The sequence below is a fragment of the Streptomyces sp. NPDC002896 genome (assembly GCF_040295225.1).
Classification (GTDB): Bacteria; Actinomycetota; Actinomycetes; order Streptomycetales; family Streptomycetaceae; genus Streptomyces.
In genome coordinates, this window is record NZ_JBEOVA010000010.1 from 1 (window position 1) to 26,030 (window position 26,030).

Sequence of the window (26,030 nt, forward strand, 5' to 3'; positions counted from 1 at the left end):
CCTACTTTTTCGCCCCCCCCCCCCCCCCGCCGGGGGGGGGGGGGGGGGGGGGCCGCCGCCCCCCCCCCCCCCCCACCCCACCTGCTGTGTGTGCGCAGAACACGCGCGCACGTGTGGGCCTTCGCACACTCTCCCGTCGCAGGTCAAGAGCGAGTTGACGGGCCTTCGCGGGGCGTGGTGGACTGCCGGAGCCAAATACGGCGGCAGGAGAGGAAGCCGGTGCGAATCCGGCGCGGTCCCGCCACTGTCACCGGGGAGCGCTCCCCCACACGGAAGTCACGGCCCGTACGGATGGGTTGGAAGGCCGGGGGAAGCGTAGATCCGGGAGCCAGGAGACTCTCACCGCCGGTCACGTCGAACCAGGGCGCGGACCCTGAGTGAGGACATATCGCCATGCGCGGCTGCCGGTTGCCCGATGAGTTGAGCAGTACGAGGAATCTTCCAGGCGTATCGGCGGGCTGACCCCATGCCACCGGCTGATCCGACGCATCCCGCTGGTCGCATGTATCCGGCTGGACCCAGGTATCCGGCCGTTCCAATGCATGCCGAACGTGCCGGGCGCGGGCGCGTCTTCGCGTACGGTGCCGCCGCCGGCCTCCTGGGCGACCTGCTCCTCGGCGATCCGCGCCGGGGCCATCCGGTCGCCGCGTTCGGCCGTGCCGCGGCCGCCGTGGAGGGTGCGCTGTGGCGGGACCACCGCGGGTGGGGCGCGCTGCACACGGTGGTGTGCGCCGGGGGTGCGACCGCTCTCGCCGCGCTGGCCGGCCGTTCCGTACGCACCTCACGTACCGCCTCCGTCGCGCTGACCGCCGCCGCGACCTGGGCCGTGGTCGGCGGCACCTCGCTGGGCCGCGAGGCGCGGGCCGTCGGCGGGGCGCTGGCCGCCGGGGACATCGAGGCCGCGCGGGAGCGGCTGCCCCATCTGTGCGGGCGGGATCCTCAGGCGCTGGATGCCGACGGCATCGCGCGGGCCGTGGTCGAGTCCGTCGCCGAGAACACGTCGGACGCCGTGGTGGGTGCGCTCGTGTGGGGCGCGGTGGGCGGTGTGCCGGGGCTGGTCGGGTTCCGGGCCGTCAACACGCTGGACGCGATGGTGGGGCACAAGTCGCCGAAGTACCGGCGGTACGGGTGGGCTTCCGCGCGGCTCGACGACGTGGCCGGGTGGCCGGGGGCGCGGCTCACCGCGGTCCTCGCCGCCGTTGCCGGTGGCAATCCGCGCGGGGCCATTCGGGCTTGGCGGGCGGATGCCGGGAAGCACCCGAGTCCCAACGCCGGGGTTGTTGAGGCCTCGTTTGCGGGGGCGCTCGGCGTGCGGCTCGGGGGGACCCTCTCCTACGGAGGGAGGGTTGAGCACCGGCCCGTGCTCAACGAGTCCGGCCGCCCTGTCGAGGTCGGGGACATCGAGCGGGCCGTACGGCTTTCTCGGCGGGTCAGTTGGCTTGCTCTTGGAGTGGGTGCCCTCTCGGCGTCTTTGCGGGACTTGGCCCAAAGGCGCCGCGCGTCGTGGGCTGCGCCCACCCTCCCCCAAGCTCTCGGCTTCGCTCGAGCAGAGGGGACCCCCATCGCCCCGCGGAACGCCTGCCCACAGCAGTACCAGCAGGACCAACCAGGAGGGAACCCATGAGCGGTGGCGGGCTATTGGTGGCCGGGACCACCTCCGATGCCGGGAAGAGTGTTGTCACCGCCGGGATCTGCCGGTGGCTCGTGCGGCAGGGGGTCAAAGTCGCGCCCTTCAAGGGGCAGAACATGTCCCTGAACTCGTTCGTCACGCGCGAGGGTGCCGAGATCGGGCGGGCGCAGGCCATGCAGGCGCAGGCGGCGCGCGTCGAGCCGACGGCGCTCATGAACCCCGTACTGCTCAAGCCGGGCAGCGACCGCAGCAGCCAGGTGGTCCTCATGGGCAAGCCGGTCGGTGAGTTGAGTGCCCGGGGCTACCACGGTGGGCGACAGGAGTCCCTGCTCGGCACCGTCCTGGAGTGCCTGGAGGAGTTGCGGGGCACGTATGACGCGGTGATCTGTGAGGGGGCGGGCAGCCCCGCCGAGATCAATCTGCGGCGTACCGACATCGTCAACATGGGCATCGCGCGGGCCGCGCGGCTGCCGGTCGTCGTCGTGGGCGACATCGACCGCGGCGGTGTCTTCGCGTCGTTCTTCGGTACGGTCGCGCTGCTCAGCCCGGAGGACCAGGCGCTGATCGCGGGGTTCCTGGTCAACAAGTTCCGCGGGGACGTGTCCCTCCTCGAGCCGGGGCTCGACATGCTGCAGCAGCTCACCGGCCGCCGTACGTTCGGTGTGCTGCCGTACCGGCACGGGCTCGGGATCGACGAGGAGGACGGGCTGCGGGTCTCGCTCCGCGGCGCGGTCCGGGAGTCCACCGTCGCCCCGCCCGTCGGCGAAGACGTGCTGCGGGTCGCCGTGTGCGCGATCCCGCTGATGTCCAACTTCACGGACGTGGACGCGCTCGCCGCCGAACCGGGCGTCGTCGTGCGGTTCGTGGACCGCCCCGAGGAGCTCGTCGACGCGGATCTCGTCGTCGTGCCCGGCACCCGCGGCACCGTACGCGCCCTGGAGTGGCTGCGCGAGCGCGGCCTCGCGGACGCGATCGCGCGCCGGGCCGCCGAGGGGCGTCCGGTCCTCGGTATCTGCGGCGGGTTCCAGGTCCTCGGGGAGCGCATCGAGGACGAGGTCGAGTCCCGCGCGGGTCAGGTCGAGGGCCTCGGGCTGTTGCCCGTGCGCGTGCGGTTCGCGAAGGAGAAGACCCTCACGCGGCCGTCCGGCACGGCGCTCGGCGAACCCGTCGAGGGGTACGAGATCCATCATGGCGTCGCGGATGTGACGGGTGGGGAACCGTTCCTCGAAGGCTGCCGCGTCGGCGAGGTGTGGGGCACGCACTGGCACGGCTCGCTGGAGTCGGACGGCTTCCGCCGCGCGTTCCTGCGCGAGGTGGCGCAGGCCGCCGGCCGCCGCTTCGTCCCCGCGCCCGACACCAGCTTCTCGGCCCTGCGCGAGGAGCAGCTGGACCTGCTCGGCGATCTGATCGAAGAACACGCGGACACCGACGCGCTGCTCCGCCTGATCGAGACCGGTGCACCCTCCGGTCTCCCCTTCATTGCTCCGGGGGCACCCTCATGACCGTCCTGCTTCTGTCCACCGCCGACACGGATCTGCTGGCGGCCCGCGCCTCCGGCGCCCCGTACCGGATCGGCAACCCCGCGCGCGTCGACGCGGCGGCCGACCTGCCCGCGCTCATCGACGGCTGCGACATCGCCGTCGTACGTCTCCTCGGCGGCAAGCGCGCCTGGGAGGACGGGCTCGCCGTACTGAAGTCGTCCGGGATTCCGACCGTGCTGCTGGGTGGGGAGGCGGTGCCGGACGCCGAGTTGATGGCCGAGTCGTCCGTGCCCGCGGGCGTCGTCGCGGAGGCGCTGCGCTACCTCGTCGAGGGCGGGCCGGGGAACTTCGTGGAGCTGGCGCGCTTCCTGTCCGACACCGTGCTGCTGACGGGGCACGGCTTCGCCGAGCCGCAGAAGATGCCCGAGTACGGCGTCCACGGCGGGCGCGCTCACGATCCGGCGCGCTCGACCGTCGGCGTGCTGTTCTACCGCGCCCACGAGCTGTCCGGGAACACCGCGTTCGTGGACACCCTGTGCGACGCGATCGAAGCCCGGGGCGCCAACGCACTGCCCGTGTACTGCGGTTCGCTGCGGGGTGCGGACGCGGGCCTGTACGAGATCCTCGGGCAGGCCGACGCGCTGGTGGCCACCGTGCTGGCGGCCGGAGGCACGCACGCGTCCGAGGCGTCTGCGGGCGGCGACGAGGAGGCATGGGACATCGGCGCCCTCGCCGACCTGAACATCCCCGTCCTGCAGGGGCTCTGCCTGACCTCCTCGCGCGCCGCCTGGGAGGAGTCGGACGCCGCCCTCTCCCCCATGGACGCGGCGATGCAGGTGGCGATCCCCGAGTTCGACGGGCGGTTGATCACCGTCCCGTTCTCCTTCAAGGAGCAGGGGCCGGACGACGTCCCGGTGTACACGGCCGACCCGGAGCGGGCAGCGCGGGTCGCCGGAATCGCCGTACGCCACGCCCGGCTGAAGCACAAGCCGAACGCCGAGAAGAAGCTCGCGCTGGTCTTCACCGCGTACCCGACCAAGCACTCGCGGGTCGGCAACGCGGTCGGACTCGACACCCCGGCATCGGCCGTCCGCGTCCTCGACGCGCTGCGCGACGCGGGCTACGTGGTCGAGGGCCACCCCGCGGGCGGCGACGAACTGATCCACCGGCTCATCGATGCGGGCGGCCACGACGTGGAGTGGCTCACCGAGGAGCAGTTGGCCGCGGCCCCCGCGCGCGTGCCGCTCGCCGACTACCGCGCGTGGTTCGACAAGCTCGACCCCGAGCTGCGGGACGCCATGCTGGAGGCGTGGGGCGAGCCGCCGGGCAGCCTGTACGTGGACGGCGACGACATCGTGCTGGCCTCCCTGCAGTTCGGGAACGTCGTGGTCATGATCCAGCCGCCTCGCGGCTTCGGCGAGAACCCGATCGCGATCTACCACGACCCGGACATGCCGCCGTCGCACCACTACATGGCGGCGTACCGCTGGCTGGAGGCTGCACCATCGGAGGGGGGCTTCGGCGCGGACGCCATCGTCCACATGGGCAAGCACGGCACGATGGAGTGGCTGCCGGGGAAGGGGCTGGGGCTCTCCAAGGCCTGCGCGCCGGACGCCGTCCTCGGGGACCTGCCGCTGATCTATCCCTTCATCGTGAACGACCCCGGCGAGGGCACCCAGGCCAAGCGCCGCGGGCACGCCACGGTCGTCGACCACCTCGTGCCGCCGATGGCCCGCGCGGACACCTACGGCGACCTGGCCAAGCTGGAGCAGCTCCTCGACGAGTACGCGCTGGTCAGCGATCTGGACCCGGCGAAGGCCCCGGCCGTCCGCGCCCAGATCTGGACCCTCGTCAAGGCCGCCGAGCTCCACAACGACCTGCATGTGGACGCGCAGCCGGACGACGACGAGTTCGACGAGTTCGTCATGCACATCGACGGCTATCTGTGCGAGATCAAGGACGTGCAGATCAGGGACGGCCTGCACATCCTGGGCGGCGGTCCGGTGGGAGAACCCCGGGTCAACCTCGTACTGGCCGTGCTGCGGGCCTCGCAGGTGTGGGGCGGGCAGGCGAACGCGCTGCCGGGCCTGCGGGCTGCGCTGGCCGAGCACTTCGGCCTCGTCGAGAAGGAACTGCTGGGTGAGCCCGGCGCGGCGGTGAAGGTGCCGGACGGGCTGACCTCGCTCGTCGAGGGCCCGTGCCGTACGGCCTCCGACGCGATCGACCTGCTGGAGCAGCTGTGCCGGCGGGTCGCGGAGGGCATGGAGGAGCGTGCCTGGGCGACCGCGGAGGCTCGTGGTCTCGTACGGGAGGTGCTGGGCTTCGAACTCGCCGACGCCGTAGCGGTGCTGGAGTTCGCGTGCCGCGAGGTCGTGCCGCGGCTGGCACGGACGACGGACGAGATCGACCACATCCTGCGGGCGCTGGACGGCGGTTACGTCCCTGCGGGCCCGTCCGGTTCGCCGACGCGCGGGCTCGTCAACGTTCTGCCGACCGGCCGGAACTTCTACTCCGTGGACCCCAAGGCGATCCCGTCCCGCCTGTCCTGGGAGGTCGGGCAGTCGCTGGCGGACTCGCTGGTGGCGCGGTACCTCGCGGACACGGGCGAGTACCCGAAGTCCGTCGGCCTGACGGTCTGGGGCACGTCCGCCATGCGCACCCAGGGCGACGACATCGCGGAGATCCTGGCGCTCCTTGGCTGCCGCCCGGTGTGGGACGACGCGTCGCGGCGTGTGACCGGCTTCGAGGTGGTGGGCCTGGAGGAGCTGGGCCGCCCGCGCATCGACGTGACGGTCCGCATCTCGGGCTTCTTCCGGGACGCGTTCCCGCACGTCGTCGGGCTGATCGACGACGCGGTACGGGCGGTCGCGGAGCTCGACGAGCCCGCGGACCGGAACTACGTACGGGCGCATGCGGACGAGGACACCGCCGTCCACGGCGACCGGCGGCGCGCGACGGCCCGTATCTTCGGCTCGAAGCCGGGCGCGTACGGGGCGGGTCTGCTGCCGCTGATCGACGCCCGCAACTGGCGGAGCGACGCGGATCTGGCCGAGGTGTACGCGGTGTGGGGCGGCTACGCCTACGGCCGCGGGCTCGACGGGCGGGCGGCTCGCGGCGACATGGAGACGGCGTTCCGGCGGATCGCGGTGGCGGCGAAGAATGTGGACACGAGAGAACACGATCTCGTCGACGCCGACGACTACTTCCAGTACCACGGCGGCATGGTGGCCATGGTGCGGCATCTGACGGGGGCCAGCCCCGAGGCGTACGTCGGCGACAGCGCAGTACCGGACCAGGTGAAGACGCGCACGCTCGGCGAGGAGACGCACCGGGTTTTCCGGGCGCGGGTCGTCAATCCGCGCTGGATGGCGGCCATGCGGAGGCACGGCTACAAGGGTGCTTTCGAGATGGCCGCCACCGTGGACTACCTGTTCGGGTACGACGCGACGGCGGGCGTCGTGGACGACTGGATGTACGAGAAGCTCAGCGCGGAGTACGTCTTCGACCCGGAGAACCGGGACTTCATGAAGCAGTCCAACCCCTGGGCGCTGCGCGGCATCACGGAACGCCTCCTTGAGGCGGCGGACCGCGGCCTGTGGGCCGAGCCGGACGCAGAGACGCTGGAGCAGTTGCGGGCCACGTATCTGGAGCTCGAGGGCGATCTGGAGGGCGACGAGTGAGTACCCCCTATCCGTTCACCGCGATCGTCGGGCAGGACGATCTACGGCTGGCGCTGCTGCTCAACGCGGTCTCGCCGGCCGTGGGCGGCGTGCTCGTGCGCGGTGAGAAGGGCACGGCGAAGTCGACCGCCGTGCGGGCGCTGTCGGCCCTGATGCCGGATGTCGAGGTCGTCGCCGGGTGCCGGTTCTCCTGCGACCCCGCCGCGCCCGACCCGAAGTGCCCGGACGGGCCGCACGAGCCGGGCGGCGGTACCGCGCGGTCCGCGCGGATGGTCGAGCTGCCCGTCGGTGCCTCGGAGGACCGGCTCGTGGGCGCGCTCGACATCGAGCGGGCGCTCGCGGAGGGCGTGAAGGCGTTCGAGCCGGGACTGCTCGCCGCCGCGCACCGCGGGATCCTGTACGTCGACGAGGTCAACCTCCTCCACGACCACCTGGTCGACCTGCTGCTCGACGCCGCCGCCATGGGTGCCTCGTACGTCGAGCGTGAGGGTGTGTCCGTCCGGCACGCCGCGCGTTTCTTGCTGGTCGGGACCATGAATCCCGAAGAGGGCGAGCTGCGGCCGCAGTTGCTGGACCGGTTCGGGCTGACCGTGGAGGTCGCGGCCTCGCGGGAGCCCGAGCAGCGGGTCGAGGTCGTACGGCGACGGCTCGCGTACGACGACGATCCGGCCGCCTTCGCCGCGCGCTGGGCCGACGAGGAGGCCGCGGTGCGGGCACGCATCGTGGCGGCGCGGAAGCTGCTTCCGTCCGTGCGGCTCGGCGACGGGGCGCTGCGGCAGATCGCGGCGACCTGTGCCGCCTTCGAGGTCGACGGCATGCGCGCCGACATCGTGATGGCCCGGACCGCGACCGCGCTGGCCGCGTGGGCCGGGCGTACGGATGTACTCGCCGAGGATGTGCGGCAGGCCGCGCTGCTCGCGCTGCCGCACCGGCGTCGCCGCAATCCCTTCGACGCCCCCGGTCTCGACGAGGACAAGCTCGACGAGACGCTTCAGGAGTTCGGCGGGGACGAGGACGACGACCCGGATCCGGACGGGCCGGGCGGTGGCGGCGGGCAGTCGCCCCAGGACAGCGGGCCGGACGCACCGCCTCCGGCCCGTGCGGAGGACGCCCCGGAGCCGGACGGCGGCAGCACTGGGCAGCCGGACGCCGGGGATGCTTCCGCCGCGGCCCGCCCCGGCGAGGCCTCCGACGACGCCGAGGGCCGCGGCGGTCCCGGTCGCGAGCAGACCGCCGTGCGGGCCACGGAGCCGTTCCGTACGAAGACGCTGACCGTGCCCGGCCTCGGTGAGGGTGCTGCCGGGCGGCGGTCGCGGGCGCGCACCGAGCACGGCCGTACGACGGGTGCCCGGCGACCGCAAGGGGCACTCACCAAGCTGCACTTGGCGGCCACCGTGCAGGCCGCGGCGCCGCATCAGCGGGCACGCGGCCGCAGCGGTCCGGGTCTTGTGGTCCGGCGGGACGATCTGCGGCAGGCGACGCGGGAGGGCCGCGAGGGCAACCTCGTGCTCTTCGTCGTGGACGCCTCAGGGTCGATGGCGGCCCGACAGCGGATGAGCGCCGTGAAGGGCGCGGTGCTGTCGCTGCTGCTTGACGCGTACCAGCGGCGGGACAAGGTGGGGCTGATCACCTTCCGCGGGTCGGCGGCCGACGTGGCGCTGCCGCCCACCTCGTCGGTGGACGCGGCCGCGGCGCGGCTCGAGTCGCTGCCGACGGGCGGCCGTACGCCGCTCGCGGCCGGGCTGCTGAAGGCGCATGACGTGCTGCGCGTGGAGCGGCTGCGGGATGCGGCGCGGCGGCCGCTGCTGGTCGTGGTGACGGATGGGCGGGCCACGGGCGGTCCCCAGCCCGTGGAGCTCGCCCGGCGTGCGGCGCGGCTGCATGCGGCCGAGGGCACCGCGTCCGTGGTCGTCGACTGCGAGTCGGGGCCGGTACGGCTCGGGCTCGCCGCGCAGCTCGCAGGCGATCTCGGCGGGACGGCCGTCACGCTCGACGAGCTGAGGGCCGACGCCATCGCCGGACTCGTACGTGACGTTCGGGACGTTCAGGGAACCAAGAGGAGGGCCGCGTAATGCCGCAGGGACAGCCGGCCGTCGTACCGGACGACGGACTCACCACCCGCCAGCGCCGCAACCGGCCGCTCGTCGTCGTGCACACCGGCATCGGCAAGGGCAAGTCGACCGCCGCCTTCGGTCTTGCGCTGCGCGCCTGGAACCAGGGGTGGCCGATCGGGGTGTTCCAGTTCGTCAAGTCGGCGAAGTGGAAGGTCGGCGAGGAGAACGCGCTCAAGGTGCTCGGCGCCTCCGACGAGGGCGGGTCGGTTGCGTGGCACAAGATGGGCGAGGGCTGGTCGTGGATCCAGCGCGCCCCGTCCGACGGGGAGCTCACGAACGAGGAGAAGGCCCGCGAGGGATGGGAGCAGGTCAAACGTGACCTGGCCGCGGAGACGTACCGCCTGTACGTGCTGGACGAGTTCGCGTACCCCATGCACTGGGGCTGGATCGACACCGACGAGGTGATCTCCGTGCTGCGCGACCGGCCCGGCACCCAGCATGTGGTGATCACCGGGCGCAACGCCCCCGAGAAGCTGGTGGACTTCGCGGACCTCGTGACCGACATGTCCAAGGTCAAGCATCCGATGGACGCCGGCCAGAAGGGCCAGAGAGGCATCGAGTGGTGAGCGGTGGCGCGGTGAGCGGCTCGGGCTGCCGGGTCCCCCGGCTGGTCATCGCCGCTCCCTCGTCGGGCAGCGGCAAGACCACCGTGGCCACGGGGCTGATGGCGGCGTTCGCGGAGCGCGGTCTCGCCGTGTCGCCGCACAAGGTCGGGCCCGACTACATCGATCCCGGCTATCACGCGCTGGCGACGGGGCGGCCCGGGCGGAACCTCGATGCGTACATGTGCGGGCCCGAGTTGATCGCGCCCCTGTTCGCGCACGGGGCGCGGGGGTGTGATCTCGCCGTCGTCGAGGGTGTGATGGGGCTGTACGACGGGGCGTCCGGCCGCGGTGAGCTGGCCTCGACCGCACAGGTGGCCAAGCTGTTGCGGGCGCCTGTGGTTCTCGTCGTCGACGCGTCGTCGCAGTCGCGCTCGGTTGCCGCGCTTGTGCACGGGTTCGCCTCGTGGGATCCGGAGGTGCGGATCGGGGGCGTGATCCTCAACAAGGTGGGGTCGGAGCGGCACGAATCGCTGCTGCGAGAGGCGTTGGACGAGTCCGGAGTGCCCGTTCTCGGCGCGTTGCGGCGGGTCCGGCAGGTTCGTACGCCGTCTCGGCATCTGGGGCTCGTACCTGTTGCCGAGCGGCGGGGTGAGGCCGTGGAGTCTGTGCGGGCCCTTGCTGAGCAGGTTCGGCAAGGGTGTGATCTTGAGGGGTTGTTGGCGTTGGCGCGTAGTGCGCCGGCGTTGGCTGGTGGGGGGTGGGATCCGGCTGAGGCTGTTGCCTGCGGCGGCTCTTTCCCCGCTGTGCCCTTTCAGCGCGCTCCGCGCGCGGGCACCCCATCCCGAAACCGGGGCTTCGCCCCGGGCCCCCCTTCGCTGGCCGAGGGCGGTTCTTCGGGTGCGGGCGGGGGGCCGGTTGTGCCCACCCTCCCCCAAGCTCTCGACTCCGCTCGAGCAGGGGGGACCCCCATCGCCGTGCGGAACGCCTGCCCACAACCGGCGCAACCGCCTCGCGTAGCCGTCGCCGCCGGGGCCGCCTTCACCTTTTCCTACGTCGAGCACTCCGAGTTGCTTGCCGCCGCTGGGGCCGAAGTCGTCACCTTTGATCCCCTCCGCGACGAGCAACTGCCCGAGGGCACGCAGGGGCTGGTCATCGGGGGTGGGTTCCCCGAGGTGTACGCGCCGGAGCTGTCCGCCAACGAGACGTTGCGTAAGGCCGTTGCCGAGTTGGCCGGCTCCGGGGCGCCCGTCGCGGCCGAGTGTGCTGGGCTGCTGTACCTGGCTAGGTCCCTGGACGCGAAGCCGATGTGCGGTGTGCTCGACGCCGACGCGCGGATGTCGGAGCGGCTGACGCTCGGCTACCGGGAGGCCGTGGCGGTGTCCGACAGTGTGCTCGCGGCCGCCGGTACGCGGATGCGCGGGCACGAGTTCCACCGCACGGTGCTGGAACCGGGGGCCGGAGCGGCTCCCGCCTGGGGGTTCACCGCCGCCGCGGCAGCCGAACGCCGCGTCGAAGGCTTCGTCCAGCAGGGCGTGCACGCCAGTTATCTGCATACGCACTGGGCCGCCGAGCCCGGTGTGGCCCGTCGGTTCGTCGAGAGGTGCGCAAGGTCATGAGCAGCAGGCTGATAGGTGTCGGGGTCGGTCCCGGCGACCCGGAGCTGGTGACCGTCAAGGGCGTCAACGCCCTTCGCGCCGCTGACGCCGTCGTCGTACCCGTGATGGCCGCGCCCGGCGGGCAGGACGGCGGCGAGCCGGGGCGCGCGGAGGCGACCGTGCTCCACTACGTCCCCGAGGAGAAGGTCGTACGCGTCGTCTTCGCCCTCAACGAGCGCACCGACCGGGCCCGGCGCGAGGCCGCCTGGGACGCAGCGGGCGAGCGGGTGGCCGGGCTGCTGCGGCGGCACGGCACGGTCGCGTTCGCCACGATCGGCGACCCGAACGTGTACTCCACCTTCACGTATCTCGCGCAGACCATCACCGAGTCGGTGCCGGGAACGGTGATCGAGACGGTGCCCGGCATCACCGCGATGCAGGATCTGGCGGCACGGTCGGGTGCCGTGCTGACGGAGGGCACGGAGCCGCTGACGCTGGTGCCCGTCACGGCGGGCTCGGCCGTCCTGAAGGACGCGCTGTCCGGGCCCGGCACCGTGGTCGCGTACAAGTTCGGGCGGCTCGCCGGTGAGGTGGCGGCCGCGCTGCGCGAGACCGGGCGGATCGACGACGCGGTGTGGGGCTCCGCGCTCGGCCTGCCCGAGGAGTCGATCAGCCAGGCCGCGGAGCTGGACGGCGACGCGGTGCTGCCGTATCTGTCGACGCTCATCGCACCCGCGCGGCGCGACGGCGGCCGCGGCGGAAAGCTGTGAGGCCGCATCACTCCCTTCTCCCCGTGAACGACGTGAACGACCCGAGAGGACGACATCCCATGGCCGATGTGGCCGATGCCAACGCCGGCAAGGTGACCTTCGTCGGTGCCGGACCGGGCGCCGCCGATCTGCTCACGTTCCGTGCCGCGCGCGCCATCGCGGACGCCGACGTCGTCATCTGGGCGGCCAGCCTGGTGCAGGCGGAGGTCCTCGAGCACGCGCGCGAGGGCGCCGAGATCCTCGACTCGGCGACGATGTCGCTCGAGGACGTCGTCGCCGTCTACCAGCGGGCCGCGGCCGAGGGCCTGAAGGTGGCGCGTATCCACTCCGGCGACCCGGCGCTGTGGGGCGGTACGCAGGAGCAGGTGGACCGGTGTGCGGAGATCGGCATCGAGACGGAGATCGTGCCGGGCGTGTCGTCGTTCTCGGCGGTCGCCGCGATCGCGCAGCGCGAGCTGACGATCCCGGAGGTGGCCCAGTCGGTGATCCTCACGCGGCTCGGCGGCGGCAAGACGCCGATGCCGCCGGGCGAGGAGGTACGGGAGTTCGCGCGGCACGGCACGACGATGGCGCTGTTCCTGTCGGCCGCCCGCAGCGGCCAGCTGGTGCGGGAGCTGCTGGAGGGCGGCTATCCGACGACCACGCCGGTCGTCGTCGCGTACCAGGCGACCTGGCCGGAGGAGCTCGTCCTCACGTGCACGATCGGCACGCTGGAGGAGACGGTCAAGGAGCACAAGCTGTGGAAGCACACGCTGTTCCTGGTCGGCCCGGCGCTGGACGCGCACGGCACCCGCTCGCACCTCTACCACCCCGGCCACTTCCACGGCTTCCGCAAGGCTGACCCCGAGGCCCGCAAGGCCCTTCGTACGCAGGGCGCGAAACCATGACCGTGATCACGGTCGTCGGTACGGGCACGGGGGCGCCCCTGCCGCCGGACGCCGAGGCCGCTCTCGCCGGCGCCGGTCTGGCGGTCGGCGCACGTCGTCATCTCGACGCCGCCTCGGACTCGCTGCCGGCCGTGGCGCAGCGCATCGTGCTGGGTCCGCTGGCGCCCGCCCTGGACGCGCTCGAGCAGTACGTGAAGGAGTACCGGGAGCAGCCCGGAGCCGTCGGCCCGGTCGTCGTGCTCGCTTCGGGCGACCCGGGGTTCTTCGGGATCGTACGTGCGCTGGCGGAGCGGTTCGGGTCAGCGGCGCTCGACGTACGGCCGGGCGTTTCGTCCGTGGCGGCCGCCTTCGCTCGGAACGGGCTGCCGTGGGACGACGCGGTCGTCGTGAGCGCGCACGGGCGCGATCTGCGTACGGCGGTGAACGTCTGCCGGGCGCATCCGAAGGTGGCGGTGCTGACCGGTCCGGGCGCGGGGCCCGCCGAGCTGGGCGCCGCGCTCGCCCGCTCTTCCCGCGGGCGGACCCTCGTCGTCGCGACCGCGCTCGGCGACCCCGGACGCGAACGCGTCGAGCGGGTCACGCCCGCCGAGGCCGCCGCGCGCGACTGGGGTCCGGCGGTGAACGTGGTCCTGTGCCTGGACGAGTCGCGTGCCCTCGCACCCATGCGCAGTGTCGCCGGGCCTCGGCCCGGACCCGCCCGATGGGCGCTGGACGAGACCGAGTTCGAGCACCGCGACTCGATGATCAGCAAGTTCGAGGTACGGGCGCTGGCCCTGGCCAGGCTCGGGCCGCGCGTCGGCGACCTGGTCTGGGACGTGGGGGCGGGCTCGGGCTCCGTCGCCGTGGAGTGCGCGCGGTTCGGCGCGGCCGTCGTCGCCGTGGAGAAGACGGCCGACGGCGTCGCGCGCATCGCGGCCAACGCCGCGGCGCACGGCGTCGACGTGCAGGCCGTGCACGGCGCCGCGCCCACCGTACTGTCCGATCTGCCGGACCCGGACGCCGTGTTCGTCGGCGGCGGGGGCCGGGAGCTGCCCGCGATCGTCACCGCGTGCGCGCGGCGGGCGCGGCGCGCGGTGGTCGTGGCGATGGCCGCACTGGACCGCGTGCCCGCGGCCCGGGCCGCCCTGACCGGGGCCGGGTTCGTCTGCGACGGGGTCCTGCTGTCCTCGTCCCGGCTTGCGCCGCTGCCGGGGGACGTGACCCGGCTGGCGGCGACCAATCCCGTTTTCCTGCTGTGGGGCACGCGTCCCGCGCCTGCTGAAGGAGTGACCCAGTGATCGGCCTGATCTCCGCGACCGCGGCGGGCGCCGTGGGCTGTGAGCGGCTGGCCGCCGCCTGGCCCGGGCGGACCCGGGTGTACGACGGGGCCGTGGGGGACGCCGTGCGGCGGGCCTTCGGTGAGTGTGAGCAGCTTGTGTGCTTCCTTGCCACGGGGGCCGTGGTTCGCCTTGTCGCCCCCTTGTTGGGCGACAAGGCGTCCGACCCCGGGATCGTGTGTGTCGACGAGGCGGGGCGGTTTGCCGTGTCCCTCGTGGGGGGACACGGCGGGGGCGCCAACCGACTCGCCCAGGAAGTGGGCGAGGTTCTTGGTGCGCAGCCCGTCGTGACCACCGCGACCGACTCCGTCGGGGTGCCTGGGCTCGATACGCTTGGGTTTCCCGTTGAGGGGGACGTTGCGGGGGTTTCTCGGGCCATGCTTGACGGGGAGCCCGTTGCCCTTCAGGCGGAGGTGGCTTGGCCGTTGCCGGCCCTGCCGTCCAACGTGACGTACGACGCGCAGTACCCGCCGTCGTGGGTTGTGCCCACCCTCCCCCAAGCTCTCGGCTCCGCTCCAGCAGGGGGGACTCCCATCGCCCTGCGGAACGGCCCACAACAGTTGCGCGTCACCGATCGGCTGGTTGAGCCCGTCGACGGGCAGGTCGTCCTTCGGCCTCCCTCCCTCGTCGTCGGAGTCGGTGCCTCCAAAGGCGCCCCCGCCGACGAGATCCTCGACCTCATCCGTACCGCTCTCCGTGACGCCGCGCTCTCCCCCCTCTCCGTCGCCGAGCTGGCCACCGTCGATGCGAAGGCCGGCGAGGCCGGGATCGTCGAGGCTGCCCGGCAGCTCGGGGTTCCCGTCGTGACCTACGGCGCGGACGAGTTGGCGGGGGTCGACGTGCCGAATCCGTCGGGGGCGCCCCTCGCCGCTGTAGGGACCCCGTCCGTGGCGGAGGCCGCGGCCCTGGTGCGCGGTGGTGAACTCCTCGTGCCGAAGCGGAAGTCCACGCGACCCGACGGTCAGCCCGCCATGGCCACCTGTGCTGTCGTGCGCAGGCCCGGGCGCGGGCGACTCGCCGTCGTCGGGCTGGGTCCCGGTGCGCGGGACCTGCTCACGCCGCGCGCCAAGGACGAGCTGCGCAGGGCGTCCGTGCTGGTCGGGCTCGACCAGTACGTGGACCAGATCCGCGATCTGCTGCGGCCGGGCACCCGGATCCTGGAGTCGGGTCTCGGTGCGGAGGAGGAGCGGGCCCGTACCGCCGTGGCCGAGGCGCGGCGCGGGCAGGCCGTCGCCCTGATCGGAAGCGGCGACGCGGGCGTCTATGCCATGGCCTCCCCCGCGCTGGCCGAGGCCTCCGACGACATCGACGTGGTCGGCGTGCCGGGCGTGACGGCGGCGCTGGCCGCCGGGGCGATCCTCGGCGCTCCGCTCGGGCACGACCACGCCTCCATCAGCCTCTCCGACCTGCACACTCCGTGGGAGGTCATCGAGCGGCGGGTGCGGGCGGCGGCCGAGGCGGACATCGTCGTCACCTTCTACAACCCGCGCAGCCGCGGCCGCGACTGGCAGCTGCCGAAGGCGCTCGCGATCCTCGCCGAGCACCGGGAGCCGACGACGCCCGTCGGTGTCGTGCGCAACGCCTCGCGCGCGGACGAGTCGAGCCGGCTGACCACCCTGGCCGAACTCGACCCGGCGACGGTCGACATGATGACCGTGGTGACCGTCGGCAACACGGCGACCCGTGAGATCGCGGGCCGCATGGTCACGCCGCGCGGCTACCGCTGGCAGGAGGGGACCGAATGAACCGCGTCGTCCATCCCATCGAGCAGGAGTCGTTCCGGCGGCTGCGCTCCCGCCTCGACACCTCGCACTTCCCGCCGTTGACGCGGGCGGTCGTGGAGCGGGTCATCCACTCCGCGGCCGATCTCGACTACGCGACCGATCTCGTCACCGACGAGAGCGCGCTGGAGAAGGCGCACGCCACGCTGCACTCCGGGGCGCCGGTCGTCGTGGACGTGGAGATGGTGGCCGCGGGCATCACGCGCCGCGAGACCGTGTGCCGGCTGAAGGACGCCAAAGCCACACCTTCGCTGACGCGTTCGGCGCACGCGGTCCGGCTCGCGTACGAGCAGGTCGGACCGGGTGCGCTGTGGGTGATCGGCTGCGCACCGACCGCCCTTGAGGAGCTGCTCACGCTCGACGCCGCGCCGGCGCTGGTCATCGGCCTGCCGGTCGGCTTCGTCGGTGCGGCGGAGTCCAAGGCGGCGCTGCGCGAGAGCGGCCTGCCCGCCGTCAGCAACATCTCTGAGAAGGGCGGTTCGGCGGTCGCCGCGGCCGCGCTGAACGCCCTGCTGTACCACCCTGTTTCAAAGGCTCCGAAGGAGAATCCGTGACCACCCCGCCCGCTCTGCTCATCGCCGGCCACGGCACCCGGGACGAGGCAGGCGCCGAGGCCTTCCGCGACTTCGTACGGGAACTGGGCCGCCGCCACCCCGAACTGCCCGTCGCGGGCGGGTTCATCGAGTTGTCGCCGCCCCCGCTCACCGAGGCGGTGGGCGGGCTCGTGGAGCAGGGGGTACGCCGTTTCGCGGCCGTACCGCTGATGCTGGTGTCCGCCGGGCACGCCAAGGGCGACATCCCGGCGGCCCTGGCCCGCGAGAAGGAGCGGCACCCCGGCATCTCGTACGCCTACGGGCGCCCGCTGGGCCCGCACCCCTCCCTCCTCGCCGTCCTCGAGCGGCGGCTCGACGAGGCGCTGGGCGGCGCGGCCCGCACGCCCGCGGACCGCGCCGACGTGACCGTGCTGCTGGTCGGCCGGGGTTCGACGGACCCGGACGCCAACGCCGAGGTGCACAAGGCGGCGCGACTGCTGTGGGAGGGCCGCGGCTACGCAGGCGTGGAGACCGCGTTCGTGTCCCTCGCGGCACCGGACGTGCCGTCGGGCCTGGACCGCTGCGCGAAGCTGGGCGCGCGCCGCATCGTCGTACTCCCCTACTTCCTCTTCACCGGCATCCTCCCCGACCGGGTGCGGCAGCAGACGGAGGGCTGGGCAGCGGCGCACCCGGACATCGAGGTGCGCTCGGCCGACGTCATCGGCCCCGAGGAGGAGCTGCTCGACCTGGTGATGGAGCGGTACGAGGAGGCGGTCAAGGGCGATCTGCGGATGAACTGCGACTCGTGCGTGTACCGCATCGCGCTGCCCGGCTTCGAGGACAAGGTGGGCCTGCCCCAGCAGCCGCACTTCCACCCGGACGACGACGGCCACCACCACGGACACGGACACCACCACCAGGGCGGCCATGCACACGCCCACTGACGCCGACGGGCCGGATCTGCGGCATCACGGCGACGTCGAGGTACGCGGTGCCTCCGGGCTGACGGACCTCGCGGTGAACGTACGCGCGGGCACTCCGCCGGACTGGCTGAAGGCGCGCATCGCGGCATCCCTCGACTCACTGGCCGCCTACCCGGACGGCCGGACCGCACGGGCCGCGGTGGCACAGCGACACGGACTGCCGCCGGACCGCGTGCTGCTGACGGCAGGCGCGGCGGAGGCTTTCGTCCTGCTCGCACGCGCACTGAAGCCCCGTAATCCCGTTGTCGTGCACCCGCAGTTCACCGAGCCCGAGGCGGCCCTGCGGGACGCCGGACACGAGGTGGGCCGGGTGCTGCTGCGCGAGGAGGACGGCTTCCGCCTGGACCCGGCGGCCGTTCCCGAGGACGCCGACCTGGTCGTGATCGGCAACCCGACGAACCCGACGTCCGTGCTGCACCCGGCCGCGCTCATCGCCGAACTCGCCCGCCCGGGGCGGACGTTGGTCGTGGACGAGGCGTTCATGGACGCCGTACCGGGTGAGCGGGAGGCACTGGCGGATCGCACGGACGTGCCGGGGCTGGTCGTGCTGCGCAGCCTCACGAAGACGTGGGGACTCGCGGGCCTGCGCATCGGCTACGTCCTCGCGGACCCGGAGACGATCAGCACGCTGGAGCACGCCCAGCCGCTCTGGCCCGTCTCGTCGCCCGCCCTCGCGGCCGCCGAGGCGTGCTGCGAGCCGACCGCACTGGCCGAGGCCGAACAGGCCGCGCTCCACATCGCCGAGGACCGCGCCCACCTGGTCGCCGGTCTGGGCGAGTTCGACCAGGTACGGCATGTGGTGGGCCCCGCCGAAGGCCCCTTCGTACTCGTCCGCATCCCCGGCGCCGACCAGGTCCGCGACCGCCTGCGCGACCTCGGCTTCGCGGCCCGCCGCGGCGACACCTTCCCGGGCCTGGGCCCGGACTGGCTCCGCCTGGCGACCCGGGACCGGGCCACGACGGACGCGTTCCTGCTTGCCCTCGGCAAGGCGCTTCAGGGCTGAGTCCGGTGGGCCTACCGGCCCTCGCGTCGGGGTTTCGTCGGCAGGTGCGGCCCGGTGGCCGGTTCTGTGCCCACCCTCCCCCATTGCCTTAAGGGCGTGGGAGGTACCCCCATCGCCCTGCGGAACACCTGCCCACAGAACCGGCGGCGGGCCCCCCTCCAGCCCGCCGCCCGCCCGATCACGCCCGGTCCCCGCCCGCTCAGCGGGGCCGGCCGAGCCAGCCCCGCGACCCGCGGCTCAGCCCTGCCGACGCCGACGCGTCAGCACGAGCGCACCGCCGCCCGCCGCCACCAACACGGCCGCGACGCCCGCGATGTAGGGCGTGGCAGAGCTGCCCCCGGTCTCCGCGAGATCCCCCTCGACGGGTTCCCCGGCGGCCCCCTGCGCCCGTACGTCCTTCTCGGCGCCGGACGTGCCGGACGCGTCCTCTCCGGAAGGCGCGTCGTCGGACTCCTGCGCCGAAGGCGCGTCCGGCGCCTCGCACGTGGCGCCCGCCAGCGTCACGGTGCCCTCCACCTCGGCCACGTTGAGCTTCAGCGGGTTGACGGACACCTTGAGTTCGAGCGCGGTGGCCGCGGCCGTACGCGTCGTGGTGTGCGTCTTCGACAGGTCGAGCCGCACCTCGCCGACGCCCGGCACCTTCACCTCCGACGTGCCACCCGCGGTCAGCGTCACCTTCTTGCCGAACACCGTGACCGCGCCCAGCACGTTGGACTCGGCGACGGGCTGCTTCCCGGCTTCGCAGACCGCCTTCGAGGTGACCTTCTCGACCTCGATGAGCGACAGCAGCGGCAGCCCCGGCACCTGCACCTTGGCGTGTGCGAGGTTGGTGTACCCCTCGGCCTTGTGCTCGTCGACCGTGGCCTTCGCGGTGGCGACGTCCGCACGGAGCACGCTGAACGGCTTGCCGCCGTCGACGCCGTCCAACTGCGCGGTGAGCGCGGTCTTCTCGGCGCTCTGCGGGGCCTGCACCTCGTTGAGCGAGACCGTGAGCGGCACGTTCACGGACTTGTCGAGCAGGGAGACGTCGAGGCCGGTACGGAGCACGACGGCACTCGACTTGCCTCCGTGACCACCGGTCGCCTGGGCGGGGACCGCCGAGGCGAGGACGGCGGGACCCGCGGCGAGTGCGCCGACGGCAGCGGCGGCGGTGAGACGGCGTGCGGGCGTGCGGAACGAGTAGCTGTTCAAGGTGGTGGGACCCCTACAAGAGACAGGAAAACGCGAAGAGAAGACGCACGTGCCGGAGATGACAGGGCGTCACACGACGCCGTCGGTCGCCCCGCCATGGGGACCTCGGCAGTGCGCACCGACGACGCCGATGCGGGAATCCTCACCCACGAGGCTTGAACGATCAGCTACCTGCCGGGAGTTCACTCCAAAGTGAATTTTCCGTGCATCTTTTCGATTCCTGTGACACGTACGTGCCCCCGCGTCACCCGTACCACGTAACGGACAGCCCGCCAGAAAGCGGCCGAAAGGCGCGGGCTAGCCCACCACCCGCCCGTTCAGCACCACCCGCCGCGGAGCCGCCAGCACCCGTACGTCGGCCCGCGGATCGCCGTCGTACACCACGAGGTCCGCCGCGGCGCCCTCCGTCAGGCCGGGGCGGCCCAGCCATGCGCGGGCGCCCCACGCCGTGGCGGAGAGGGCCTCGACGGGCGGGATGCCCGCGGTGACCAGCTCGGCGACCTCGGCGGCGACCAGGCCGTGGGCCAGCGAGCCGCCCGCGTCGGTGCCGACGTAGACGGGCACCCCGGCGTCGTAGGCCGCGCGAACGGTGTCGTAGCGGCGCTCGTGCAGCCGGCGCATATGGGCCGACCAGCGCGGGAACTTCGACTCGCCGCCGTCCGCGAGGCGCGAGAACGTGGCGATGTTGACGAGGGTCGGGACGATGGCGACGCCGCGCTCGACGAAGAGCGGGATCAGGTCCTCCGTCAGACCCGTCGCGTGCTCGATGCAGTCGATGCCTGACTCGACGAGGTCGCGCAGGGACGCGGCGGCGAAGCAGTGCGCGGTCACTCGGGCGCCGAGCCGGTGGGCCTCGGCGATGGCCGGTTCGACGGCCTCGCGCGGCCAGCAGGCGGTCAGGTCGCCGGCCTCGCGGTCGATCCAGTCGCCGACGAGTTTGACCCAGCCGTCGCTGCGGCGGGCCTCCTGGGCGACGTAGGCGACGAGCTCGTCGGGCTCGATCTCGTGCGCGAAGTTGCGGATGTAGCGGCGGGTGCGGGCGATGTGCCGGCCGGCGCGGATGATCTTCGGGAGGTCGTCGCGGTCGTCGATCCAGCGGGTGTCGGAGGGCGAGCCGGCGTCGCGGATCAGCAGGGTTCCGGCGTCGCGGTCCGTGAGCGCCTGCTTCTCGGAGACGTCCTCGGGGACGGGGCCGTGGGTGTCGAGGCCGACGTGGCAGTGGGCGTCGACCAGGCCGGGGAGGACCCAGCCCTCCACCGTCCGGACGTCGCGGGCGGCGGGCCGCTCGTAGGTGATGCGGCCGCCGACCACCCACAGGTCGTCCCGGACGTCCTCGGGGCCGACGAGTACTCGTCCCTTGACGTGGAGCACGGCGTGATCGCTCATGCCTCGCACCCTAACGCTGCGGTGTGCTGGGGCCGTACCCCCCGGTTGCCCTCATGCTTTGCGGTACCCGCCGTCGTGGGCTGTGCCCACCCTCCCCCAAGCCCTCGGCTCCGCTCGAGCAGGGGGACCCCCATCGCCCTGCGGAACGCCTGCCCACAGTGGGTCAGGCCTGGTCCGCCGTCTTTCCCGTTCCCTCCTCCACGTCCGCCGCCGCCGGGTCCAGGACCCTCGCCAGGAAGTGGCGGGTTCGCTCGTGTTGGGGGTCGCCGATGACCTGGGCCGGCGGGCCCTGTTCGACGATCACTCCGCCGTCCATGAAGACGACGCGGTCGGCGACCTCGCGGGCGAAGGTCATCTCGTGCGTGACGACCATCATCGTCATGCCCTCGTCGGCGAGCATTCGCATCACCGCGAGCACGTCGCCGACGAGCTCGGGGTCGAGCGCGGAGGTCGGCTCGTCGAAGAGCATCACCTCGGGGCCCATCGCCAGGGCGCGGGCGATCGCGACGCGCTGCTGCTGCCCGCCGGAGAGCGACGAGGGGTAGGCGCCGGCCTTGTCGGACAGGCCGACACGCTGGAGGTTCTCCGCGGCGGTCCGTGCCGCCCGCGCCTTGTCGCGGCCGAGCACGCGGCGCTGCGGCAGCGTGAGGTTCTCGGTCACCGACAGGTGCGGGAAGAGGTTGAACTGCTGGAACACCATGCCGATGCGGCGGCGCACCGCGTCGATGTCGACATCCGGGTGCGTGAGCTCGCTGCCGCCCACGAAGACCTGGCCCGCGGTCGGGGTCTCCAGCAGGTTGACGCAGCGCAGCAGCGTGGATTTGCCGGAGCCCGACGGGCCGATGACGCAGACGACCTCGCCGGCGGCGATCTCCAGGTCGATGCCGCGCAGCACCTCGTTGTCGCCGAACGACTTGTGCAGGCCGAGGACCTGGATCTCGGGGCGGGCGGTGCCGTCGGTCTTCTTCATCGTGCCCTTCACGGGAGTCTCTGGATTCGCGGAATTCGCGGGGTCCACCGGACTGGACGGGGCTGCCGGGCCGGTCATCGGGGCTCCCCCGCCCTGCCCTCGAGGCGGCGTACGACGAAGCCGAGCGGCACCGTGACGAGCAGGTAGCACAGGCCGGCGACGAGGATCGGCGTGGAGTTGGCGGTCTGGCTGGCCAGGTCCCGCCCGAACTTGGCGAGTTCGCGCTCCTCCAGTGTGACGCCGAGGAACAGCACGAGCGAGGAGTCCTTGAACAGCAGGACGAGCTCGTTGGTGAGCGGCGGGATCACGATCCTGATGGCCTGCGGGATGATGATCGACACCATGGCGCGGGTGTGCGAGAAGCCCAGCGAGCGGGCGGCCTCCATCTGGCCCTTGGGCACGGCCTGGATGCCGGCGCGGATGGTCTCGGCCATGTACGCGGCGGAGACGAGACCGAGGGCCAGCGCGACCTTGCCGTACGTGCCACCGGGGATCTCGGTGCCGGGGAAGGCGAGCGGCACGGCCACGCCGACGAAGATGAAGATCAGCAGGGCGGGCAGGCCGCGGAAGATCTCGATGTAGACGCCGGCGACCCAGCGGTAGGGGCCCACCGACGACAGCCGCATCAGGGCGATGATCATGCCCAGGACCAGGCCGAACACGAAGCCGGACATCGTGTACAGCACGGTGTTGCGCAGCGCGATGGTGATGATGTCCGGGAACAGCTGCTTCGCGAGATCGGGCTGGGCGAACTGGTTCGCCAGCCGGTCCCAGTCGGCGGTGGCGCCGATGGCGACGATCACCGCCACGAAGATCGCGTACTGGGCGCCGCGCGAGACGGCGCGCCGCTGCCGCCGGGTCAGCCCGGACTTGGTCGGCGTCCCGTCGGGGGCCTGGTCACGGGTGGAGCTGCCGGCAGCGCTCATGAGGCGGAGGCGGAAGCGGCCGGGGATGCGGCGGCCTCGTCGTACGGCCCGATCCACTGCTCGTAGAGCTTCTTGTACGTGCCGTCGGCCTTGGCTTCCTTCAGGGCCTTGTTGATCGCGTCGACGAGCGCGGTGTTGCCCTTCTTGACCGTGAAGCCGTACTGCTCACCGGTGTTGAGGTTGTCCACGACCTTGAAGGCGTCGGCGTTGGCCTTGTCCTTCAGCCAGCCCTGCACGACCGGGTAGTCGATGATGACGGCGTCGACCTGGCCGGTGCGCAGGCCGTTGAGCACGGCGTCGGAGCTCTCGAAGGAGACGGAGTCGAAGCCCTTGCTCTGCGCGTACTCCTCGCCGGTGGTCTGGGCCTGGGAGCCGAGCTTCTTGCCCTTGGACTTGATGTCGTCCAGTGAGGTGATGCCGCTCTTCTTGTCGACGAGGACGGCCTGGGTGGCGTTGAAGTAGGGGTCGGAGAAGTCGACGTTCTTCTTGCGCTCCTCGGTGATGGTCATGCCGGCCGCGGCGAGGTCGCACTGGCCGGAGTTGAGGAACGCGCCCGTTTTGAAGTTCTCGAAGGGCGTGTCGACGATGTCCTGCTTGACGCCGAGGTCCTTGGCGACCAGGTCGATCAGCGATACGTCGAAGCCCTGCACCTTGCCGTCGATCTCCGACTGGAACGGCGGGTACGGCAGGTGGGTGCAGGTGGTGAGCTTGCCGGCCTGGACGAGCTGGACGCCGCCCGCGGTGGTCTTCCCGCCCCCGTCGTCGTTCGACGAGCAGCCGGCTGCCAGCAGCAGTCCGGCGGCCGCCGCGGCGGCGGCCAGGGTTCGGGTCCTGCGGCCGTGGACCGTGTTCACGGGATACCTCCTGAGGGATGTCGGGTGATGCGAATCCGCACGTGGGGGGGCAGAGTCCCGAGCCCTCGGGTCGCGGGCAGCACGGAGCGCGCGCTTCCGATTATAAGGAGAGGTTTGGGTTCCTCAAATCAAAGCGATGGTCGAGGGGTCCTGACGCCTGTGATCCACCGGCTGACGGGCCCATCGGGGCGGCCGGTTACGCTCGGACAGCCCGAAAAGACCCCGGAAGAGAGCACCGCCGTGACCCACCCCTTCCTCGACCTGGCCCCGCTGAGCGCCGCGCACTTCGCCGCGATCGAGCAGCGCGTGGCGCGGCTGCTGTCCACCGAGCAGGATGTGGTGATCACGCAGGGCGAAGCCCTGCTGCCGCTGGAGGGCTGCATCCGCGGAGCCGCCCGGCCCGGCACCACGGCACTCAACGTGATCACCGGTCCGTACGGGCAGACGTTCGGGAACTGGCTGCGGGACTGCGGCGCCACCGTGATCGATCTCGCCGTGCCCTTCCACACGGCGGTGACGGCGGACCGGATCGACGAGGCGCTGACCGAGCACCCCGAGATCGACTTCGTCTCGCTGGTGCACGCGGAGGCGGCCACCGGCAACACCAACCCGGTCGCGGAGATCGGCGAGGTCGTACGGGCGCACGGCGCGCTGTTCATGCTGGACGCGGTCGCGTCGGTGGGCGCCGAGCCGCTGCTACCGGACGCGTGGGGCGTGGATCTGTGCGTGATCGGCGCACAGAAGGCGATGGGCGGTCCCGCGGGTGTGTCGGCGGTGTCGGTGAGCGAGCGGGCCTGGCAGCGCATGGCCGGCAACCCGCAGGCGCCGCGCCGCTCGTACCTGTCGCTCCTCGACTGGAAGGAGCGCTGGATCGACGGCGGCCGCAAGGCACTGCTGCACGCCCCGGCGCAGCTGGAGATGCTGGCGCTCGAGGCGTGCCTGGAGCGCATCGAGGCGGAGGGCCTGAGCTCGCTGATGACCCGCCATGCGACGGCCGCGGCGGCCACGCGCGCAGGCGCGCTCGCGCTCGGCGGGGGCCTGGAGCCGTACGTGTACGAGGCCCGGGACGCGGCTCCCGTGGCGACGACGCTGCGCACGCCGGCCGGTGTCGACGCCTCGGAGGTGGTGGCGCGGGCCCTGGCCGCGGACCCGGTGCTGCCGCTGGTCGCGGGCGGTGGCGCGCTGTCCAAGGAGATGATCCGCGTCAACCACTACGGCCCGGACGCGACGCGCGGCGTGGTCCACTCCGCGCTGGCCGCGCTCGGCGGGGCACTGGCCGAGTCCGGCCTGACGGTGAACCTGGAGGCGGCGCGGCGAGCGGTGACGGAGGCCTGGCGCTAGGCCGCGGCCGCCGCGCGCGAAGCGCGACCGTGCGCGTTCCGTAAAGGGAACTCTGGTGCGAGCCTGGCGTGCCAGGCTGCCGTGCATGACGACGACATCCGGCAGCCCGGCACCAGCCTCACCCGACGGCACCGACACGACGTACGAGGAGTACGCGACCCTCCCCGACGGCCGCCCCCTCCCGCTCCTGAGCGGCCCCGAGCGGCCCATGCTGGAGAGCTGGCTCGCGTTCCACCGCGCCACACTGGAGCTGAAGTGCAAGGGGCTCGACGACGCGCAGCTGCGGCAGGCGTCCGCCGAGCCCTCGTCGCTGACGCTGCTCGGCCTGGTGCAGCACCTGGCCGAGGTCGAACGCAACTGGTTCCAGCGGACGTTCGCCGGGCTCGACGTACCGCCCGTGTGCGCGGATGACTCGAGCGGGTACGCCCTCGACCCAGACCGCGGGCTCGCCGAGGCGCTGGCGGTCTGGCACCGGGAGATCGCCCGGGGCCGCGAGCTGTGCGCCGGCCGCTCGCTCGACGAGACCGCCCCGATTCCCGGTGACGGTCCGATGGCGGGCCTGGAGGTCAGCCTCCGCTGGATCCTCGTGCACATGATCGAGGAGTACGCGCGCCACAACGGCCACGCGGACATCGTCAGGGAGCGCATCGACGGGGTGACCGGCGCCTGAAGAGTGACCGGCACCTGAAGGGCCGCTCGGCAGCCGCCGTTCCTTCCCCGATTGTCGCGGAGCTCATTTCAGGGCGCGTTCGCCGAAATTGAGTACGAGAAGCCGAAACACTCCCGCCACAATTCCTGAATTAATTCGGTACAGCTGCCGTTACCTCTTCTGCCCGCTCTCCCGGATCCTAAACGCAAAGATTCTGCGAACACCAACCGACGTAATTCGGTCGCATCTCGCGAGAGTTACACCCATGTGACGCACTCCACATCGCGTCCGCTTCCTCCCCTATTTCCCGGGCAAAACGGTACTTCTCGCAGCCGTTTCGCGCGGCCACTCGCGCCCGCGCGATAACACAGAAACACTTCCGACGTAACCCCGCC

At 72.4% G+C, this 26,030-nt stretch carries 20 protein-coding genes and 1 riboswitch; of the genes, 15 read left to right on the top strand and 5 right to left on the bottom strand.

What is annotated here, in order from left to right; all coding sequences use genetic code 11:
- Positions 1-209: 209 nt before the first annotated feature.
- Positions 210-339, top strand: a riboswitch (cobalamin riboswitch).
- Positions 340-538: 199 nt separating this feature from the next.
- The 13 genes from ABT009_RS19680 to cobC all read left to right on the top strand — a co-directional run bounded on the left by ABT009_RS19680 (position 539) and on the right by cobC (position 18,318).
- Positions 539-1,624 (top strand): cobalamin biosynthesis protein, encoded by a 1,086-nt coding sequence (locus ABT009_RS19680; protein ID WP_351296075.1) that lies wholly within the window; start codon positions 539-541, stop codon positions 1,622-1,624.
- On the top strand, positions 1,621-3,132 hold the full coding sequence (locus ABT009_RS19685; protein ID WP_351296078.1) for a cobyric acid synthase: 1,512 nt from the start codon (positions 1,621-1,623) through the stop codon (positions 3,130-3,132). Before ABT009_RS19680 ends, ABT009_RS19685 begins: the two co-directional genes overlap by 4 nt.
- Positions 3,129-6,791, top strand: coding sequence for a cobaltochelatase subunit CobN (cobN, locus tag ABT009_RS19690; RefSeq protein WP_351296081.1), 3,663 nt, complete (start codon positions 3,129-3,131; stop codon positions 6,789-6,791). The genes ABT009_RS19685 and cobN overlap by 4 nt, the downstream gene beginning before the upstream one ends.
- Positions 6,788-8,863 (top strand): putative cobaltochelatase, encoded by a 2,076-nt coding sequence (locus tag ABT009_RS19695; protein ID WP_351296084.1) that lies wholly within the window; start codon positions 6,788-6,790, stop codon positions 8,861-8,863. The genes cobN and ABT009_RS19695 overlap by 4 nt, the downstream gene beginning before the upstream one ends.
- The gene (gene cobO, locus ABT009_RS19700) at positions 8,863-9,471 is read left to right on the top strand and encodes a cob(I)yrinic acid a,c-diamide adenosyltransferase (RefSeq protein ID WP_351296087.1); all 609 of its coding nucleotides are present in this window, start codon (positions 8,863-8,865) and stop codon (positions 9,469-9,471) included. The genes ABT009_RS19695 and cobO overlap by 1 nt, the downstream gene beginning before the upstream one ends.
- Before the next feature lie 11 nt (positions 9,472-9,482).
- Positions 9,483-11,066: a cobyrinic acid a,c-diamide synthase CobB gene (locus ABT009_RS19705; protein WP_351296983.1), complete on the top strand. Its 1,584-nt coding sequence runs from the start codon at positions 9,483-9,485 to the stop codon at positions 11,064-11,066.
- A complete protein-coding gene (cobI, locus tag ABT009_RS19710) occupies positions 11,063-11,815 on the top strand; it encodes a precorrin-2 C(20)-methyltransferase (RefSeq protein WP_351296090.1) in 753 nt (250 codons plus the stop codon). The genes ABT009_RS19705 and cobI overlap by 4 nt, the downstream gene beginning before the upstream one ends.
- A 68-nt stretch (positions 11,816-11,883) precedes the next feature.
- Complete coding sequence (cobM, locus tag ABT009_RS19715) at positions 11,884-12,702, top strand: precorrin-4 C(11)-methyltransferase (RefSeq protein WP_351296986.1); 819 nt, start codon at positions 11,884-11,886, stop codon at positions 12,700-12,702.
- A 2-nt stretch (positions 12,703-12,704) separates the two neighbouring features.
- Positions 12,705-13,979: a precorrin-6y C5,15-methyltransferase (decarboxylating) subunit CbiE gene (gene cbiE / locus ABT009_RS19720; RefSeq protein ID WP_351296989.1), complete on the top strand. Its 1,275-nt coding sequence runs from the start codon at positions 12,705-12,707 to the stop codon at positions 13,977-13,979.
- The gene (cobJ, locus tag ABT009_RS19725; RefSeq protein ID WP_351296093.1) at positions 13,976-15,763 is read left to right on the top strand and encodes a precorrin-3B C(17)-methyltransferase; all 1,788 of its coding nucleotides are present in this window, start codon (positions 13,976-13,978) and stop codon (positions 15,761-15,763) included. Before cbiE ends, cobJ begins: the two co-directional genes overlap by 4 nt.
- Positions 15,760-16,353, top strand: coding sequence for a precorrin-8X methylmutase (locus ABT009_RS19730; protein WP_351296096.1), 594 nt, complete (start codon positions 15,760-15,762; stop codon positions 16,351-16,353). The genes cobJ and ABT009_RS19730 overlap by 4 nt, the downstream gene beginning before the upstream one ends.
- On the top strand, positions 16,350-17,276 hold the full coding sequence (locus tag ABT009_RS19735; protein ID WP_351296099.1) for a sirohydrochlorin chelatase: 927 nt from the start codon (positions 16,350-16,352) through the stop codon (positions 17,274-17,276). The genes ABT009_RS19730 and ABT009_RS19735 overlap by 4 nt, the downstream gene beginning before the upstream one ends.
- Positions 17,260-18,318 (top strand): Rv2231c family histidinol phosphate aminotransferase CobC, encoded by a 1,059-nt coding sequence (gene cobC, locus ABT009_RS19740; RefSeq protein ID WP_502989921.1) that lies wholly within the window; start codon positions 17,260-17,262, stop codon positions 18,316-18,318. Before ABT009_RS19735 ends, cobC begins: the two co-directional genes overlap by 17 nt.
- A gap of 237 nt (positions 18,319-18,555) precedes the next feature.
- Here cobC and ABT009_RS19745 read toward each other — a convergent pair whose 3' ends face one another.
- The 5 genes from ABT009_RS19745 to ABT009_RS19765 all read right to left on the bottom strand — a co-directional run bounded on the left by ABT009_RS19745 (position 18,556) and on the right by ABT009_RS19765 (position 23,645).
- Positions 18,556-19,509: an SCO1860 family LAETG-anchored protein gene (locus ABT009_RS19745; protein WP_351296102.1), complete on the bottom strand. Its 954-nt coding sequence runs from the start codon at positions 19,507-19,509 to the stop codon at positions 18,556-18,558.
- A 297-nt stretch (positions 19,510-19,806) separates the two neighbouring features.
- Positions 19,807-20,895, bottom strand: a complete 1,089-nt coding sequence (locus ABT009_RS19750) for an amidohydrolase family protein (RefSeq protein ID WP_351296105.1) — start codon at positions 20,893-20,895, stop codon at positions 19,807-19,809.
- A 163-nt stretch (positions 20,896-21,058) separates the two neighbouring features.
- The gene (locus ABT009_RS19755; protein ID WP_351296108.1) at positions 21,059-21,865 is read right to left on the bottom strand and encodes an amino acid ABC transporter ATP-binding protein; all 807 of its coding nucleotides are present in this window, start codon (positions 21,863-21,865) and stop codon (positions 21,059-21,061) included.
- A 74-nt stretch (positions 21,866-21,939) separates the two neighbouring features.
- Positions 21,940-22,791 (bottom strand): amino acid ABC transporter permease, encoded by an 852-nt coding sequence (locus ABT009_RS19760; protein ID WP_351296111.1) that lies wholly within the window; start codon positions 22,789-22,791, stop codon positions 21,940-21,942.
- On the bottom strand, positions 22,788-23,645 hold the full coding sequence (locus ABT009_RS19765) for a basic amino acid ABC transporter substrate-binding protein (RefSeq protein ID WP_351296114.1): 858 nt from the start codon (positions 23,643-23,645) through the stop codon (positions 22,788-22,790). The genes ABT009_RS19760 and ABT009_RS19765 overlap by 4 nt, the downstream gene beginning before the upstream one ends.
- Before the next feature lie 240 nt (positions 23,646-23,885).
- Here ABT009_RS19765 and ABT009_RS19770 point away from each other — a divergent pair, with 240 nt between their 5' ends.
- Together ABT009_RS19770 and ABT009_RS19775 are read left to right on the top strand one after the other, a co-directional pair.
- Positions 23,886-24,986: a pyridoxal-phosphate-dependent aminotransferase family protein gene (locus ABT009_RS19770; RefSeq protein ID WP_351296117.1), complete on the top strand. Its 1,101-nt coding sequence runs from the start codon at positions 23,886-23,888 to the stop codon at positions 24,984-24,986.
- A gap of 85 nt (positions 24,987-25,071) precedes the next feature.
- Positions 25,072-25,656, top strand: coding sequence for a DinB family protein (locus ABT009_RS19775; RefSeq protein ID WP_351296120.1), 585 nt, complete (start codon positions 25,072-25,074; stop codon positions 25,654-25,656).
- The last annotated feature ends 374 nt before the right edge of the window (positions 25,657-26,030 follow it).

What these genes read in the sequence shown, in the direction of transcription:
- ABT009_RS19680 (WP_351296075.1), top strand. Translation starts at nt 539, where the DNA reads ATGCATGCCGAACGTGCCGGGCGCGGGCGCGTCTTCGCGTACGGTGCC.
- ABT009_RS19685 (WP_351296078.1), top strand. Translation starts at nt 1,621, where the DNA reads ATGAGCGGTGGCGGGCTATTGGTGGCCGGGACCACCTCCGATGCCGGG.
- cobN (WP_351296081.1), top strand. Translation starts at nt 3,129, where the DNA reads ATGACCGTCCTGCTTCTGTCCACCGCCGACACGGATCTGCTGGCGGCC.
- cobO (WP_351296087.1), top strand. Translation starts at nt 8,863, where the DNA reads ATGCCGCAGGGACAGCCGGCCGTCGTACCGGACGACGGACTCACCACC.
- cobI (WP_351296090.1), top strand. Translation starts at nt 11,063, where the DNA reads ATGAGCAGCAGGCTGATAGGTGTCGGGGTCGGTCCCGGCGACCCGGAG.
- ABT009_RS19730 (WP_351296096.1), top strand. Translation starts at nt 15,760, where the DNA reads ATGAACCGCGTCGTCCATCCCATCGAGCAGGAGTCGTTCCGGCGGCTG.
- cobC (WP_502989921.1), top strand. Translation starts at nt 17,260, where the DNA reads ATGCACACGCCCACTGACGCCGACGGGCCGGATCTGCGGCATCACGGC.
- ABT009_RS19750 (WP_351296105.1), bottom strand. Translation starts at nt 20,895, where the DNA reads ATGAGCGATCACGCCGTGCTCCACGTCAAGGGACGAGTACTCGTCGGC.
- ABT009_RS19755 (WP_351296108.1), bottom strand. Translation starts at nt 21,865, where the DNA reads ATGAAGAAGACCGACGGCACCGCCCGCCCCGAGATCCAGGTCCTCGGC.
- ABT009_RS19760 (WP_351296111.1), bottom strand. Translation starts at nt 22,791, where the DNA reads ATGAGCGCTGCCGGCAGCTCCACCCGTGACCAGGCCCCCGACGGGACG.
- ABT009_RS19775 (WP_351296120.1), top strand. Translation starts at nt 25,072, where the DNA reads ATGACGACGACATCCGGCAGCCCGGCACCAGCCTCACCCGACGGCACC.